This window comes from Cellulomonas endophytica (genome assembly GCF_004123805.1).
GTDB classification, from domain to species: Bacteria; Actinomycetota; Actinomycetes; order Actinomycetales; family Cellulomonadaceae; genus Cellulomonas; species Cellulomonas endophytica.
Window position 1 is genome coordinate 1 of record NZ_RWJX01000019.1, and the last position, 14,148, is coordinate 14,148.

At 77.9% G+C, this 14,148-nt stretch carries 13 protein-coding genes and 1 pseudogene; 10 read left to right on the forward strand and 4 right to left on the reverse strand.

Annotated features, from left to right (window positions below):
* Positions 1–831 (forward strand): annotated as a pseudogene (locus EJA20_RS18640) (hypothetical protein); the annotation flags it as partial.
* Between the two features lie 185 nt (positions 832–1,016).
* Positions 1,017–1,595 carry an SSI family serine proteinase inhibitor gene (locus tag EJA20_RS19080; RefSeq protein ID WP_240675195.1) on the forward strand — a complete coding sequence of 193 codons (579 nt, stop codon included), beginning with the start codon at positions 1,017–1,019 and terminating at the stop codon, positions 1,593–1,595.
* An 18-nt stretch (positions 1,596–1,613) separates the two neighbouring features.
* Here the strand turns inward: EJA20_RS19080 and EJA20_RS07775 are convergent, their stop codons facing one another.
* Complete coding sequence (locus EJA20_RS07775) at positions 1,614–1,862, reverse strand: hypothetical protein (protein WP_129337589.1); 249 nt, start codon at positions 1,860–1,862, stop codon at positions 1,614–1,616.
* A gap of 5 nt (positions 1,863–1,867) precedes the next feature.
* Complete coding sequence (locus EJA20_RS07780; RefSeq protein WP_129337590.1) at positions 1,868–2,506, reverse strand: ArsR/SmtB family transcription factor; 639 nt, start codon at positions 2,504–2,506, stop codon at positions 1,868–1,870.
* 228 nt (positions 2,507–2,734) lie between these two features.
* On the opposite strand from EJA20_RS07780, the gene EJA20_RS07785 reads away from it, so the two are divergent.
* The 8 genes from EJA20_RS07785 (at position 2,735) to araA (ending at position 12,534) form a co-directional block, all read left to right on the forward strand.
* A complete protein-coding gene (locus EJA20_RS07785) occupies positions 2,735–4,306 on the forward strand; it encodes a methyl-accepting chemotaxis protein (protein ID WP_129337591.1) in 1,572 nt (523 codons plus the stop codon).
* 227 nt (positions 4,307–4,533) lie between these two features.
* The gene (proC, locus tag EJA20_RS07790) at positions 4,534–5,361 is read left to right on the forward strand and encodes a pyrroline-5-carboxylate reductase (protein ID WP_129337592.1); all 828 of its coding nucleotides are present in this window, start codon (positions 4,534–4,536) and stop codon (positions 5,359–5,361) included.
* Positions 5,362–5,399: 38 nt separating this feature from the next.
* Complete coding sequence (locus EJA20_RS07795; RefSeq protein ID WP_338068811.1) at positions 5,400–6,464, forward strand: LacI family DNA-binding transcriptional regulator; 1,065 nt, start codon at positions 5,400–5,402, stop codon at positions 6,462–6,464.
* A 155-nt stretch (positions 6,465–6,619) separates the two neighbouring features.
* On the forward strand, positions 6,620–7,048 hold the full coding sequence (locus EJA20_RS07800) for a YciI family protein (RefSeq protein WP_129337593.1): 429 nt from the start codon (positions 6,620–6,622) through the stop codon (positions 7,046–7,048).
* 92 nt (positions 7,049–7,140) lie between these two features.
* Positions 7,141–8,409, forward strand: a complete 1,269-nt coding sequence (locus tag EJA20_RS07805) for a DUF6596 domain-containing protein (RefSeq protein ID WP_164983883.1) — start codon at positions 7,141–7,143, stop codon at positions 8,407–8,409.
* A gap of 134 nt (positions 8,410–8,543) precedes the next feature.
* Positions 8,544–10,169, forward strand: a complete 1,626-nt coding sequence (locus tag EJA20_RS07810) for a xylulokinase (RefSeq protein WP_129337595.1) — start codon at positions 8,544–8,546, stop codon at positions 10,167–10,169.
* A 65-nt stretch (positions 10,170–10,234) separates the two neighbouring features.
* A complete protein-coding gene (locus EJA20_RS07815) occupies positions 10,235–11,029 on the forward strand; it encodes an L-ribulose-5-phosphate 4-epimerase (protein WP_129337633.1) in 795 nt (264 codons plus the stop codon).
* Complete coding sequence (gene araA, locus EJA20_RS07820; protein ID WP_129337596.1) at positions 11,026–12,534, forward strand: L-arabinose isomerase; 1,509 nt, start codon at positions 11,026–11,028, stop codon at positions 12,532–12,534. The genes EJA20_RS07815 and araA overlap by 4 nt, the downstream gene beginning before the upstream one ends.
* An 84-nt stretch (positions 12,535–12,618) precedes the next feature.
* On the opposite strand, the gene EJA20_RS07825 is transcribed toward araA, so the two are convergent.
* Together EJA20_RS07825 and EJA20_RS07830 are read right to left on the reverse strand one after the other, a co-directional pair.
* Positions 12,619–12,789 carry a DUF1059 domain-containing protein gene (locus EJA20_RS07825; RefSeq protein ID WP_129337597.1) on the reverse strand — a complete coding sequence of 57 codons (171 nt, stop codon included), beginning with the start codon at positions 12,787–12,789 and terminating at the stop codon, positions 12,619–12,621.
* A 79-nt stretch (positions 12,790–12,868) separates the two neighbouring features.
* Positions 12,869–14,047, reverse strand: a complete 1,179-nt coding sequence (locus EJA20_RS07830; RefSeq protein ID WP_129337598.1) for an EAL domain-containing protein — start codon at positions 14,045–14,047, stop codon at positions 12,869–12,871.
* Between the last annotated feature and the right edge of the window lie 101 nt (positions 14,048–14,148).

The window sequence follows — 14,148 nt, forward strand, 5'->3', positions numbered from 1 at the left end:
GCCGACCCCGCCGCCCAGGCCGCCGCGGTGGACGCGGCGGCCGCGGCCCTGCGCGCCGCCGGTGCCCCGCCGGCCCCGCCCGTCCGGCGGCTGCCGACCCTCGTGCGGGCGGCGGACCTGCCGGCCGAGGTCGAGGGCCGCCCGGTGCTCGGGGTGGCCGACGACACCCTCGAGGCGGTGGGTGTCGAGGCCTCGGGCACGTTCCTCGTCGCCGGGCCGGCGCGCAGCGGCCGCAGCACGGCGCTGCTCGCGCTCGCCGGCGCCCTCCGCCGGGCGGCGCCCACGACGGTGCTGGTGCACCTCGCGCCGCGGCCGACGGCCCTCGCGGCGGCCGGCCCCTGGGCGCTGTCCGCGACGGACCCGGTGACGGTGGCAGCGGTCGCCCGCGCGCTCGTGACGGGCACGGACGGCGCGGGTGGCCCGGGCGGGGGCGTCGTCGCGGCGCTCGCGGACCTCGGCGTGCTGCTCGCCCCGCCGGGGGAGGGCGGGCCGGCCGGTCCGCCCGTGCGGCTGGCGGTGGTCGTCGAGCACGTGGGAGACCTCCTCGGCACCGCGGCGGAGCACCCCGTCACGGACCTCGTCCGGGCTCTGCGTCGGGCGGGGCACCTCCTCGTCGCCGAGGCGGAGACCGCGGCGTGGGGGTCGGCGTGGCCGCTGCTGGCCGAGGTCCGCTCGGGCCGCCGCGGGCTCGTGCTGCAGCCCGACCCCGGCGACGGCGAGGCGCTCTTCCGCACCCCGGTGCCGCGCACGGCGCGGGCCGAGCTGCCCGTCGGGCGGGGGCTGCTCGTGGAGGCGGGGCGGGTGCGGCGGGTGCAGGTCGCCCTCCCGTAGCCGGCCGGGTGCAGGCGTGGGCCCCGCCGCGACAGAGGAGAGTGGGGCCCGCGGCGGACGGCGGGACCGGCGCGCGACGGCAGGGGGACAAAATGGCGGGGCGGAGGGGCAGGACGCGGCTCAGGACGGGGCTCAGGACGGGGCTCAGGACGGGGCTCAGGACGGGGCTCAGGACGGGGCGCGCGGTGCCGCTGGTGGGCGCGGCGGTGCTCCTGCTCGTGGCGGCGTGCGCCTCGGGCGGCCCGGGGGCGCCCCCGCCGTCGGAGCCGGCGGGCCGGTCCGCGGCGCCCGTCCCCTCGCCCGGGGCCTCGGACGGCGCCACGCCCACGCCGGACCCGAGCCCCGGCGTCCCGGCCCCACCGACCCTTGCCCCACCGACGCCTGCTCGACCGACCCCTGCGCCGCCGACCCCGGCTCCCACGAGCCCGCCGGGCGCCGCCGGCACCCTCCTCGTCGTCGCGCTCGACGAGACGGGGGCGGGCACCGCCCCAAGGACGTGGACGCTCACGTGCGACCCGGCCGGCGGGGACCACCCCGACCCGGCGGGCGCGTGCGCCGCCCTGGCCGCGGCGGGTGCCGGGGCCCTGGAGCCGCCGCCACGCGGCGCGGTGTGCACCCAGCAGTACGACGGCCCCCAGCGGGCCACCGTGACGGGGACGGTGGGCGGCCGGGCCGTCGACGTGACGTTCGCCCGCACGGACGGCTGCGAGATCGCGCGCTGGGACGCGCTCGCCCCCCTGCTCGTCAGCGCCGGCGGCGTCTGAGCGGCGGGCCGGAGGCCCTCACACCCCGGCGCCGAGCCGGGCGGCGAGGGCGGCGGTGCGCGCGTCGTCGATCCGGGCGGCGGCGGTCCGGTACCGCGCGGCGGCGTCGGCACCGCGGCGTGGGGAGCGCGGGAGGCCGGAGCGGTCGCGCCGGCGGGCGGCGGCGGCCGGGACGGTGCCGACCTCGAGGACCAGGGCGCCGCGCAGGCGGCCCAGGTGCAGGACGGGCAGGCGGAGGGTGCGGGGCGGGACGGGCAGCGCGGTCATCGTGCTCACCTCGGGTCCGGAGCGGCGGAGGGGTCGGGGCGCGGGGCGGGGGCGGCCCCGTCGAGGAGGTCGGAGAGGTCGTCGGGGTTGACGGTGGCGAAGAGGCGGCCGAGCCGGGCTCCCTCGGGTCGCGTCGACGGGTCGGCGGCGCGGCCGTCGAAGCGGTCGGTGAGGTGGCGGATCTCGAGCACGAGGGCGCGCATCTCGTCCGCGGTGGCCCAGAAGGCCGACGTGTTCACGGTGATGGTGTCGTGCCACCCCGGCGGCCGGACGGGGTGGGTGTCGAGGAACGTCCGGACGCGCTCGACCTCGCGCAGCATCGCCAGGGCGGCGACCTCCGTGAGGGCGCGGGTCGAGGCGGGGTCGGCGTCGTCCGGCTCGAGCGTCCGCTCCTTCGCGACGGGCCGCCACGGCTTCTCGCGCCCCTGGGCCGCGTCGGGCTCGATGAAGCCGGCCTTCGCCAGCGTGCGCAGGTGGAACGAGCAGTTGGCCACGGTCTCGCCGAGCGCCTGCGCGCACTCCGTGGCGGTCGCCCGGCCCCGCTCGTCGAGGAGCGCGAGCAGGTCGAGGCGGACGGGGTGCGCGAGGGCGCGGACCCGGGCCGGGTCGGAGACGACGAGCCGGTCGCGGGGGGCGGGGGGCATGGCACGAGCGTAGGAAGTGCAACGACCGTTGCGCAAGAGGTGTTGCGAAAGGATCCTTGCGAGTGGTCGCGCGCTGCGCGACGCGCGGCGAGGGGGGACGGGACGGGTCCCGGCGGGCCGAGCCGACCGGCAGGCCGACCCGGCCGTCGACCGCTCACAGGACCCGCCGGGCGGCCGATAGGAGGCGGCACCAGCCGTACCCGCACACCCACGTCACCGGAGACCACCGTGCCCCGACCCGCCCTGCGGTCCCTCACCGCCCGGCTCGCCCTGCTCGTCGTCGCCGTCGCCGTCGGCGTCCTGGCCGTCACCGGCGTGGCCGCCCGCCAGGCGTACACGTCGGCCCTCGAGGACCGGAAGGCCGCCACGCGCCAGGTCGTCGAGACCGCGCTCGGCGTCGTCGCCCGCTACGGCGACCTCGCCGCCTCCGGCGCCCTGACGGAGGCGGAGGCCCAGGCGGCAGCCGTCGACACCGTCCGCACCCTGCGCTACTCCGGCGAGGAGTACTTCTGGATCAACGACCTCGGCCCGACGATGGTCGTGCACCCCGTCAAGCCCGAGCTCGACGGCACCGACCTGTCGGGCATCGAGGACCCCGACGGGCTGCACCTCTTCGAGGAGTTCGTCCGCGTCGTCGAGGCGGACGGCTCCGGCTTCGTCGCCTACCAGTGGCCCAAGCCGGGCGAGGAGGCCCCGCAGCCGAAGGTCTCCTACGTCGCCGGGTACGAGCCGTGGGGGTGGGTCGTCGGCTCGGGGACCTACGTCGACGACGTGCGCACCGCCGCGACCGCCGAGGTCGTCCGGCTGCTCCTGGTCGGCCTCCTCGTGGTCGTCGGCGTCGGCGCGGTCGCGCTCGGCGTCGCGCGGTCCGTCGTCCGCCCGGTGCGCGGCGCCACGGCCCTGCTCGAGTCCGGCGACCGCCGCACCCGCCTGCCCGAGGGCGAGGGCCGCACGGAGCTCGAGCGGCTCGCGGTCGCCCTCAACGCGAACCTCGACCGGTCCGCCGAGGTCGTCGACGGCGTCCAGGGCGCGGTCGGGCGGCTCCAGCAGGCGGCGGAGCGGCTCGTCGCGACGAGCGACGTCGTCACGGGAGAGGCCGAGCGCGCCGAGCAGCGCACCGCGCAGGTCGTCTCGGCGGCCCGCGACGTCAGCAGCGGCATCGACACCGTCGCGACCGGCACCGACGAGATGGGCGCCTCCATCACCGAGATCGCGCAGAACGCGCAGTCCGCCGCACGGGTCGCCGGCGAGGCCGTGAGCGTGGCGGAGGCGACGAACCGCACCGTCGCCCTGCTCGCCGAGTCCTCCGCGGAGATCGGCAGCGTCGTCAAGGTCATCACGGCCATCGCGGAGCAGACGAACCTGCTGGCGCTCAACGCGACGATCGAGGCCGCGCGGGCCGGGGAGGCCGGCAAGGGCTTCGCGGTCGTCGCCGGCGAGGTCAAGGAGCTGGCGAGCGAGACCGCCCGGGCGACCGGCGACATCGCCGTGCGCGTCGACGCGATCCAGACCGCCGCCTCGCAGGCCGCGCAGGAGATCACGCACATCGGCGCGATCATCACGTCCATCAACGACTACCAGGTGACCATCGCGGGGGCCGTCGAGGAGCAGACCGCCACGACGAGCGCCATGGCGGCCAGCGTCGCCCGCGCCGCCGACGGCGGTCGCGAGATCGCCGCGACGATCGACGAGGTCGGCGACGCCAGCCGTCGCACGACGGCCGAGCTCGAGGGCGTGCGCGCCGCGGCCCGGGAGCTCGTCGCGACGGCCCAGGAGCTGGGCCGCACCATCGCCCGCTGAGCACCGCCCCCCCCGACCCCGGCCCACCGCGCCGGTGCAGCCCTCGGCACGAAGGGACGCTGCACCGGCGCGGCGGCGCGCCGTGGCGGCCGGCCCGCCGTCCGGCGGGTCGCCCCGCCGCTGCAGCGTCCCCTCAGGCGTCCGCTCGGACGGGCACCCGGCGCCGCCTGGCCCGCCGGTAGGCTCCGGCCGGACGGGCCGACGGGGCCCCGAGGGGACGGACGACCATGGGCGCGCAGGACGGCACGACCCCCCGGGTCGCGGTGGTGGGCGGCGGCGTCATGGGCGGCACGCTCGTCGCGGCGCTCCTGCGCGGGGGCTGGGCGGCCGCGGACGTCGTCGTCGCCGAGCGCGCGCCGGGGCGCCGCGAGGAGCTGGCCCGGCAGCACGGCGTCGCGACGACGGCCGGGAACGCCGAGGCCGTCACCGGCGCGGACGTGGTCCTCGTCGCGGTGAAGCCCGACGTGGTGGCCGCGGTCCTCGACGGGGTGGCGCCCGTGCTGGCCCCGGGGGCGCTCGTCGTCAGCGTCGCGGCGGGCGTGCCGGTCGCGGCGTACGAGCGCCGGCTGCCGCCGGGGACGCCCGTGGTCCGGGTCATGCCGAACACGCCGGCGGTCGTCGGCCACGGCGCGAGCGCCATCGCCCCGGGGACGTCCGCCGACGAGGCGCACCTGGCCCTCACGGAGCGGGTCCTGGCGGCGACGGGGCTCGTCGTCCGGGTGCGGGAGAAGGACCTCGACGCGGTCACGGCGATCTCCGGCTCCGGCCCGGCGTACGCGTTCTACCTCATCGACGCCATGGCGGAGGCGGGCGTGCTGCTCGGCCTGCCCCGCGACCTCGCGCGCACGCTCGCCGTGGCGACGGTCGAGGGCTCCGCGGCGCTGGCGCGGGAGAGCGGCGAGCACCCCGTCGTCCTGCGCGAGCGCGTCTCCTCCCCGGGCGGCACGACGGTCGCGGCCGTCCGGCAGCTCGACGCCCACGGCGTGCGCGCCGCCGTCCTCGCGGCCGCGGAGGCCGCGCGCGACCGCTCGCGCGAGCTCGCCGCGGGCGCCTGAGCGGTACCGTGGTGGACCGGCCCGACGCGGGGGCGCCCGTGCGTGACGACCGCGACGACGGCGCCCCGCCCCGGCCGCCCGCCGAGCCGCGCCCGCCCTCCATGGCGGACGTCGCCGCCCGCGCCGGCGTCTCGCACCAGACCGTCAGCCGCGTCGTCAACGCCCACCCCAGCGTCCTGCCCGGCACGCGCGAGCGGGTGCTGGCGGCGATCGACGCGCTGGGCTACCGCCGCAACAGCGCCGCGCGCGCCCTCGTCACCCGGCGCAGCGGCGTGCTCGGCGCCATCACCGTCGGCGGCACGGACTACGGGCCGACGAGCACGCTGCTCGAGCTGGAGGACGCCGCCCGGGCCGCGGGCTACGTGGTCACCGTCGCCACGCTGCGCCGGGGCGACGAGGCCTCGATCGGGCACGCCCTGGACCGCCTGCTCGACGTCGGGGTCGAGGCGGTCGTCGTCGTGGCGCCCACCGTCGGCGTCGCGGCCGTCCTCGAGCACGTGCGGGCGTCGGTGCCGGTGCTCCTCGTCTCGTCGTGGGTGGCGGGGCTGCAGGGCGGCCCGCGGCCGGTCGGGGTGCACGCGGTGGCCGTGGGGCAGCAGGAGGGCGCGCGGCTGGCCACGGAGCACCTGCTGGCCGCCGGTCACCGTGAGGTCGTCCACCTCGCCGGCCCGCAGGACTGGTTCGACGCCCAGGACCGCGTCGCCGGGTGGCGCGAGGCCTGCGCCGTGGCGGGCGTGCGCACACGGGCGCCGATCACGAGCGGCTGGGACGCCGCCGACGGGTACGCCGCGGGGCGCCGCCTCCTCGACGAGGGCGTGCCGAGCGCCGTGTTCGCCGCGAACGACCAGCTCGCCCTCGGGCTGCTGCGGGCCCTCGCCGAGGCCGGGGTGCGCGTGCCCGAGGACGTGGCGGTCGTGGGGTTCGACGACGAGCCCGGCGCCGCCTTCTACTCGCCGCCGCTGACGACCGTGCGCCAGGACTTCGCGGCGCTCGGGCGCGCGGCGCTGGAGACGCTGACCGCGGCCCTCGCCGGTGGCGACCCCGCGGACGTGGTGCTCACGCCGCAGCTCGTCGTGCGCGCGTCCTCGCACCGCCCGTCCTGAGGCCGCACGCCCGGCCCGGACGGGCCCTGCTGCCGGCGGCCCCGACCCGCGGGTGGTCCGTCGGTCCGAGGTGTCGAAAACCCCTCCCGCCGTCCGTCCCCCTGGTGCACGATCACACCAGCGCCGCCGCGGCGGCCCCACGGAGGGACAGCACCATGGCCGAGACCTACATGATCCTCATCGTCGAGCCCGACTGGGACCCGGCGGACGTGGGGCCGCAGGAGTGGACCGAGGTGATGCAGGCGTTCGAGGCGTTCGAGGCGGCCGTCGTCGCGGCGGGCGCGCGGATCCTCGACGGCGCGGCGCTGGACGGCTCGAAGCGGCACGTCCGCATCGACCCCGCCACGGCGGACCGTCCCGCCGTGCACACCGACGGCCCCTTCGCGGAGACGAAGGAGTTCGTCACCGGCTACTACAAGCTCGAGGTGACGGACGCGGCGCAGGCCCGCCAGCTCGCGGCCCTGTGCCCGACGTGGGGCCACCTGCTCCTCGTGCCCTGCCTCGACCTGGCGGGCGACGGCACGGACGCGGGCGCCGGTGCGGTCGCGGAGCCCGCGGCGGTCCCCGCGGGGGGTCCCGCCTGACGACGAGCGGACCGACGACGGCGGCGGCGACGACGGCGGCGGCCGGGGGAGGGCCGCCGCCGGGGCCGGCCGCGCCGCGCGACCTGGCGACGGTGCACCGCGAGGCGTGGCCGCGGCTCCTGGCCACGCTCATCCGGTGGACGGGCGGCGTCGAGCTCGCGGAGGACGCGCTCGCCGAGGCGTTCGCCCGGGCGGCGGCCCTGCCCCCGGGGGAGCGTCCCGACCACCCGGAGGCGTGGCTGCTCACGGTCGCGCGCCGGGTGGTCGTCGACGCCGTCCGCCGCGACGCCTCCCTGCGCCGTCGGCTGCCGGTGCTCGGCGCCCACCTCGTCGAGGCGGCCGGTCCCGGGAACCCCGCGGCGGCCGGCGACGGCACCCCCGCGGGGGCGACGGGCACCGGGGACGACGAGGACCCCGCGCTCGTCGCCCCCGGCGGCGACGACCGCCTCGGCCTCCTGCTGCTGGCGTGCCACCCCGACCTGCCGCCGGCGGACCGGCTGGCGCTGTCGCTGCGGTTCGTGCTGGGCGTGCCCACGGCGGACCTCGCGGACGTGCTCCTCGTCGAGCACGCGGCGCTCAGCGCCCGGCTCACCCGCGCGAAGCGGCGGCTCCAGCGCTCGGGCCTGCGCCTGGCGCCGCCCGCCGACGCCGCCGAGCGGGACGCGCGCCTGCCCGACCTGCTCGACACGGTCCACCTGCTCTACACGACGGGCCACACGGCGCCCTCCGGCACCGCCCTCGGGGACGCCGCCACCCGGCGGGCGGCCCTCGAGCTCGCCGCCGCCGTGCACCGCCTCTGGCCCGACGAGGCCGAGATCGCCGGCCTGCGCGGCGTGCTGCTGCTGACGGAGGCGCGGGCGGGGGTGCGGGTCCTCGACGGCGGCGACCTCGTCACGCTCGAGCACGCCGACCGCCGGCGCTGGGACCGGGCGCTGACGACGCGCGGGCTCGTCCTCGCGGCACGGGGGCTGGAGGGCGGGGGCCGGTACGGGCTGCTGGCGGGCATCGCCGGCCTGCACACCGTCGCGCCCTCGTGGGAGCGCACGGACTGGGACCGCGTGGTCCTGCTCTACGACGGCCTGCTGGCCCGGTGGCCGAGCCCGGCCGCGGCGCTGGCCCGGCTCGTCGCCCTCGCGCGGACGGCCGCCGGGCCCGAGCGGGCGCTCCGGGACCTCGACGCGCTCGAGGCGGCCGCGCCGCTGGCGGGGGCCGCCCGGCGTCAGGCGCTCGCGGTGCGGGGCCACCTCCTGGCGTCGGCCGGCCGCGGCCCGCAGGCCCGTGCCGCCCTGCTCGCGGCGGCGGCGGCGGAGCGCAACGCGGCCGTGCGCGCGCACCTCGAGCGCACCGCGGCCGAGGTGTGAGCCGCCCGGCGGCCACGCCGCCGAGCGCGGTGGGCGGCGTGCCCGCCGGGCTTTACCCCGGCCCGTGTGAGCGCTAACATGGTCGCGACCCGGCCGGGCCGCCGTGCCGCGACGACGCGATGGAGAGCCTCCGCATGACCACGTCCGACCCCGCCCCCCGCCCCGCCGGCCCCGACGCCGCCGACGCGTCCGCCCTCCTCGCCTCCGGCGGCGCCGTGCTCGGCATCGAGCTCGGGTCCACCCGCATCAAGGCCAGCCTCGTGGCCCCCGACGGCACCCCGCTGGCGAGCGGCAGCCACGACTGGGAGAACCAGTACGTGGACCGGGTCTGGACCTACTCCCTCGACGCGGTGCGCGACGGCCTGAGGGCGTGCGTCGCCGACGTGCTCGCCGACGCCCAGGGGCGCCACGGCGTGCGTCCCACGACGTTCGCCGCCCTCGGCGTCTCGGCGATGATGCACGGCTACCTGGCGTTCGACGCCGACGGCGAGCTGCTGGTGCCCTTCCGCACCTGGCGCAACACCAGCACGGAGCGCGCGGCGACCGAGCTCACCGAGCTGCTCGGGTACAACATCCCGCTGCGCTGGTCGATCGCGCACCTGTACCAGGCGGTCCTCGACGAGGAGCCGCACCTCGCCCGGATCGCCTCGGTCACGACCCTGGCCGGCTACGTCCACCGGCTGCTCACCGGCCGCCACGTGCTCGGCGTGGGCGACGCGTCCGGCATGTTCCCGATCGACCCGGCCACGCGCGACTACGACGCCGACCGCCTGGCGCGCGTGGAGAGCCTCGTCGCCTCCCGCACCGGGCTCAGCGTCACCGCGCTGCTGCCGCAGGTGCTCGTCGCCGGGCAGGACGCGGGCACGCTCACGCCCGAGGGGGCGGCGTTCCTCGACCCGAGCGGCACCCTGGCCCCGGGTGCCTCCGTCGCCCCGCCGGAGGGCGACGCGGGCACGGGCATGGTGGCCACGAACGCGGTCGCGCGCCGCACGGGCAACGTCAGCGTCGGCACGTCGGTGTTCGCGATGGCGGTCCTCGAGCGGCCGCTGTCGCAGGTGCACGGCGAGGTCGACCTCGTGACCACCCCGGCGGGCGACCTCGTCGCGATGGTGCACTGCAACAACGGGGCGAGCGAGCTCGGCGCCTGGGCGGAGCTGTTCGGCCAGTTCGCCGGCGCGCTGGGGCTCGCGACGCCTCCCGACGAGGTCTTCGGGGCGCTGCTGCGCGCCGCGCTGGAGGGCGACGCCGACGGCGGTGGCCTCGTCGCCTACAACTACCTCTCGGGCGAGCCCGTGACGGGGCTCGCCGAGGGCCGCCCGCTCGTCGTGCGCACGCCCGACAGCCGGCTGACGCTGGCGAACTTCGCGCGCACCCAGGTCTACGGCGTCTTCGCCACGCTCGCGCTCGGCATGCGCGTGCTCGCCGACGAGGGCGTCGCGCTCGACACCCTGCTCGCGCACGGCGGGCTCTTCCGCACCGCGGGCGTGGCCCAGCGGCTGCTCGCCGCGGCCGTCGGCACGCCCGTGGCGGTCGGCAGCGGCGCGGGGGAGGGCGGCCCGTGGGGCATGGCCCTGCTCGCGTCCTTCCGCGCGCACGGCGGCGGCGCGGACCTGGGCGACTGGCTCGCGCGCACGGTGTTCGCCACGGCGGAGACCGTCGTCGTCGAGCCCGACCCCGCCGACGCGGCCGGGTTCGCCGCCTACCTCGAGCGCTGGACCGCCGGCCTGGCGGTCGAGCGCGCCGCCGCGCGGGCGCTCTGACCTCCCCGGCACGACCGCACCACCCGACGAGAAGCGAGGCCCGGCACGTGAGCACCAGCACCGTGATCAGCACGGACCCCACCACCTGGGACAGGACGTTCCGCGCCGAGGTGGCGCGCACCCGCGAGGTCGTCGCCCGCCTGCACGCGGAGCTGCCGCGGTGGGAGCTCGTCGTGTGGACGGCGGGCAACGTGTCCCAGCGCATCCGGCACGCCAGCGGCGACCTCCTCGTCATCAAGCCCTCGGGCGTGACGTACGACGAGCTGACGCCCGAGGCGATGGTCGTGTGCGACCTGGAGGGGACCCTCGTCGAGGGCGACCGCCAGCCCTCCAGCGACACCGCCGCGCACGCGTACACCTACGCGCACATGCCCGAGGTCGGCGGGGTCGTGCACACGCACTCCACCTACGCCACGGCGTGGGCGGCGCGCGCCGAGCCCGTCCCCTGCGTGCTGACGATGATGGCCGACGAGTTCGGCGGGCCGATCCCGATCGGCCCGTTCGCCCTCATCGGCGACGACTCCATCGGGCAGGGCATCGTCGCCACGCTCGGCGGCGGCCGCTCGCGCGCCGTCCTCATGCAGAACCACGGGCCGTTCACCATCGGCCGCGACGCGAAGGACGCCGTCAAGGCCGCGGTCATGGTCGAGGAGGTCGCCCGCACGGTGCACGTCAGCCGCCAGCTCGGCGAGCTCGTCCCGATCCCGCAGGCCGACGTCGACGCCCTCTACGAGCGGTACCAGTACGTCTACGGCCAGGGCGGCGCCTCGCGCGCGCCGCTGACGGCCGTCGCCGCGCCCGGCAGCACCAGCAGCACCACCTCGAGCAGCACCGACACCACCCCGGAGGACGCACGATGAGCAAGGCCTACGCCGAGAAGGAGATCTGGTTCCTCACCGGGAGCCAGGACCTCTACGGGGAGGAGACGCTCCGCCAGGTCGCGGAGCAGTCGCAGGCGGTCGCGGCGCTGCTCGACGGCTCCGACGCCGTCCACGCGCGGATCGTGTGGAAGCCCGTCCTCAAGGACTCCGAGGCCATCCGCCGCGCGGTGCTGGACGCGAACGCCGACGACGCCGTGCTCGGGGTGATCACGTGGATGCACACGTTCTCCCCGGCCAAGATGTGGATCCGGGGCGTGGACCAGCTCCGCAAGCCGCTGCTGCACCTGCACACGCAGGCGAACGTCGAGCTGCCGTGGGACTCCATCGACTTCGACTTCATGAACCTCAACCAGGCCGCCCACGGCGACCGCGAGTACGGGTACATCCTGTCGCGGCTCGGGGTCTCCCGGACCACGGTCGTCGGGCACGCCTCGCACCCGGCCGTCCAGGCGCGCGTGGGCACCTGGGTCCGCGCCGCGGCCGGCGTCGACGCCACCCGGAACCTGCGCCTGGCCCGGTTCGGCGACAACATGCGCTACGTCGCCGTCACGGAGGGCGACAAGACGGAGGCGGAGGTCCGCTTCGGCGTCCAGGTGAACACCTGGGGCGTCAACGAGCTCGTCGCGGCGGTCGAGGCCGTCGAGGACGCGGCGGTCGACGCGCTCGTCGCCGAGTACGAGGACCTCTACGACGTGGCCGACGAGCTGCGGGCCGGCGGCGCCCGTCACGAGAGCCTGCGCTACGCGGCCCGCCAGGAGATCGCGCTGGAGGGGTTCCTCACGCAGGTGGGCGCGAAGGCGTTCACGACGACGTTCGAGGACCTCGGCGACCTGCGCCAGCTCCCGGGCCTGGCCGTCCAGCGACTCATGGCGAAGGGCTACGGCTTCGGCGCCGAGGGCGACTGGAAGACGGCCGTCCTCGTGCGCGCCGCGAAGGTCATGGGCGCGGGCCTGCCCGGCGGCGCCTCCCTCATGGAGGACTACACCTACGACCTCACGCCCGGCGCGGAGCTCATCCTCGGCGCCCACATGCTCGAGGTCTGCCCCTCCCTGACGACCGCGAAGCCGCGCGTGGAGATCCACCCGCTCGGCATCGGCGGCAAGGAGGACCCGGTCCGCATGGTGTTCAACGCGGACGCGGGCACCGGCGTCGTCGTCGCGCTGTCCGACATGCGCGACCGGTTCCGCCTCACGGCGAACGTCGTCGACGTCGTCGTGCCGCCCGCCGACCTGCCGCACCTGCCCGTCGCGCGCGCCGTCTGGCAGCCCCGCCCCGACTTCTCCACCTCCGCGGAGTGCTGGCTCACCGCGGGCGGAGCGCACCACACGGCGATGTCCACGGCCGTCGGCATCGAGGCGTGGGAGATGTTCGCGGACATGTCGGGCGTGGAGCTGCTCGTCATCGACGAGGCGACGACCCGCCGCGGCTTCCGCGACGCCGTGCGCTGGAACTCCGTCTACCACCGGATCGCCCAGGCGCTCTGACCCGGCGGGGCAGGACCCCCCCACCGACGACGCCCCCGGCCCCGCACGCGCGGGACCGGGGGCGTCGTCGTGGGACGAGGGGCGTCAGGCGTCGACGAGCGAGCGGCGCACCTGCGCGACGAGCTCCGCGGGGATCTCGACGAGCCCGTGGTCGTGCGTGGCGTGCGCGGCGACCTCGCCGAGGATCTCCTCCTCGGTGCCTCGGAACGCGCGGCCGCAGCCGGGGACGACGTCGCCGCAACGGAAAGCCTTCATGGGGGTGTGCCTCTCTCTCGGGTGGTGGCGGAGCGCCGGGGGGTGGTGCCGGTGGTGCGTCGGTGGTGCGGACGTGGGGTCAGGCGCTCGCGCGGCGGTCCGCCAGGGCCTCGACGAGGACGTCGAGGGGCAGCACGCCGAGCACGCGGCCCTCGTCGTCGGTGCAGACGAGCGGGTCGTACCGGTGGGGGCCGGACCGGGCGAGCGCCCGGCGGAGCACCTCCGGGACGCCCTCGCGCGGGGCGACGGTGGTGGCGGGCGCCCACGTGCCGGCGATCCCGCGGACGTCCGCGACCATGCCGCGGGCGTCGAGGCGCACGTCGCCGTCCTCGCGCCCGGCGGCCACGACCCGCGCGGGCCGCAGGAGGCTCACGACGTGGTCGCGCAGGGACCGCCGGGCGGAGGTGCGGCGGATGTGGGCGATGAGCTCCAGGGGCAGCGCGCGCAGCATCGTCGGCTGGGGCCGGGCGAGGACCCACCCCTGCCCGAGCGGCACGCCGAGCCCGATGAGCGTCTCGAGCTCCTCGCGCGTCTCGATGCCCTCGCCGAGGATCCAGGCGTCCATGCGGCCGGCGAGGTCGCCGAGCAGCTCGACGAGGGAGCGCTTGACGGGGTCGGCGTCGACGCCGGTGATGAGCACCCGGTCGAGCTTGAGGATGTCGGGGCGCAGCCGGAGCATCTGCTCCAGGCCGGCGTAGCCCGTGCCGACGTCGTCGATCGCGAGGAGGCCGCCGGCGCCGCGCACGTGCTCCAGGACGCGGTCGGCGACGACGGGGTCGACCATCTGGCTGTGCTCCGTCAGCTCGAGCACGGTGCGGGCGAGGTCGCCCGTGCCCTCGAGCACCTCCCGCACGGGACCCTCGCCGAGCAGGTGCGGGTCGAGGTTCACCGTGAGGAACGTGTCGGGCGGCAGGTCCGCGCGGGCGTCGAGCGCCGTGCGCAGCACGTGCGCCTGGAGCGTGGCGTTGTGGCCCCAGCGCTCGGCGGCCTCGAACCAGACGTCGGGCGCGGCGCGCCAGGGCCCCTCGAACCGGGAGAGCATCTCGTAGCCGGTCACGAGGCCCGTGGTGAGCTCGACGAGGGGCTGCGGGTGCAGCCGCAGGCGGGCGGGCTCGCGCAGCACGGCGTCGAGCGCCGCGCGCCAGCGCGGGTCCGCCACCGGCGGCGCGGGCGGCTGGGCCGGCGCGGACGGCGCGGGCAGCGCCGCCGGCGTGGTGCGGACGGGGGTGGGGACGCCGACGTCGACGAGCTCGACCACGGCACCCCCTCGGCTGTCGGCGCCCCGGACGGGTGCCCCTCCCGCCGATCGGCCCCCCGGCGACCGGCATGAGGGGCCGGACGGGTGACGCAGGGGTGACG

Coding starts and splice junctions, on each gene's coding strand:
- EJA20_RS07800 (WP_129337593.1), top strand. CDS start 6,620: ATGGCCGAGACCTACATGATCCTCATCGTCGAGCCCGACTGGGACCCG.
- EJA20_RS07810 (WP_129337595.1), top strand. CDS start 8,544: ATGACCACGTCCGACCCCGCCCCCCGCCCCGCCGGCCCCGACGCCGCC.
- araA (WP_129337596.1), top strand. CDS start 11,026: ATGAGCAAGGCCTACGCCGAGAAGGAGATCTGGTTCCTCACCGGGAGC.
- EJA20_RS07775 (WP_129337589.1), bottom strand. CDS start 1,862: ATGACCGCGCTGCCCGTCCCGCCCCGCACCCTCCGCCTGCCCGTCCTG.
- EJA20_RS07780 (WP_129337590.1), bottom strand. CDS start 2,506: ATGCCCCCCGCCCCCCGCGACCGGCTCGTCGTCTCCGACCCGGCCCGG.
- EJA20_RS07825 (WP_129337597.1), bottom strand. CDS start 12,789: ATGAAGGCTTTCCGTTGCGGCGACGTCGTCCCCGGCTGCGGCCGCGCG.
- proC (WP_129337592.1), top strand. CDS start 4,534: ATGGGCGCGCAGGACGGCACGACCCCCCGGGTCGCGGTGGTGGGCGGC.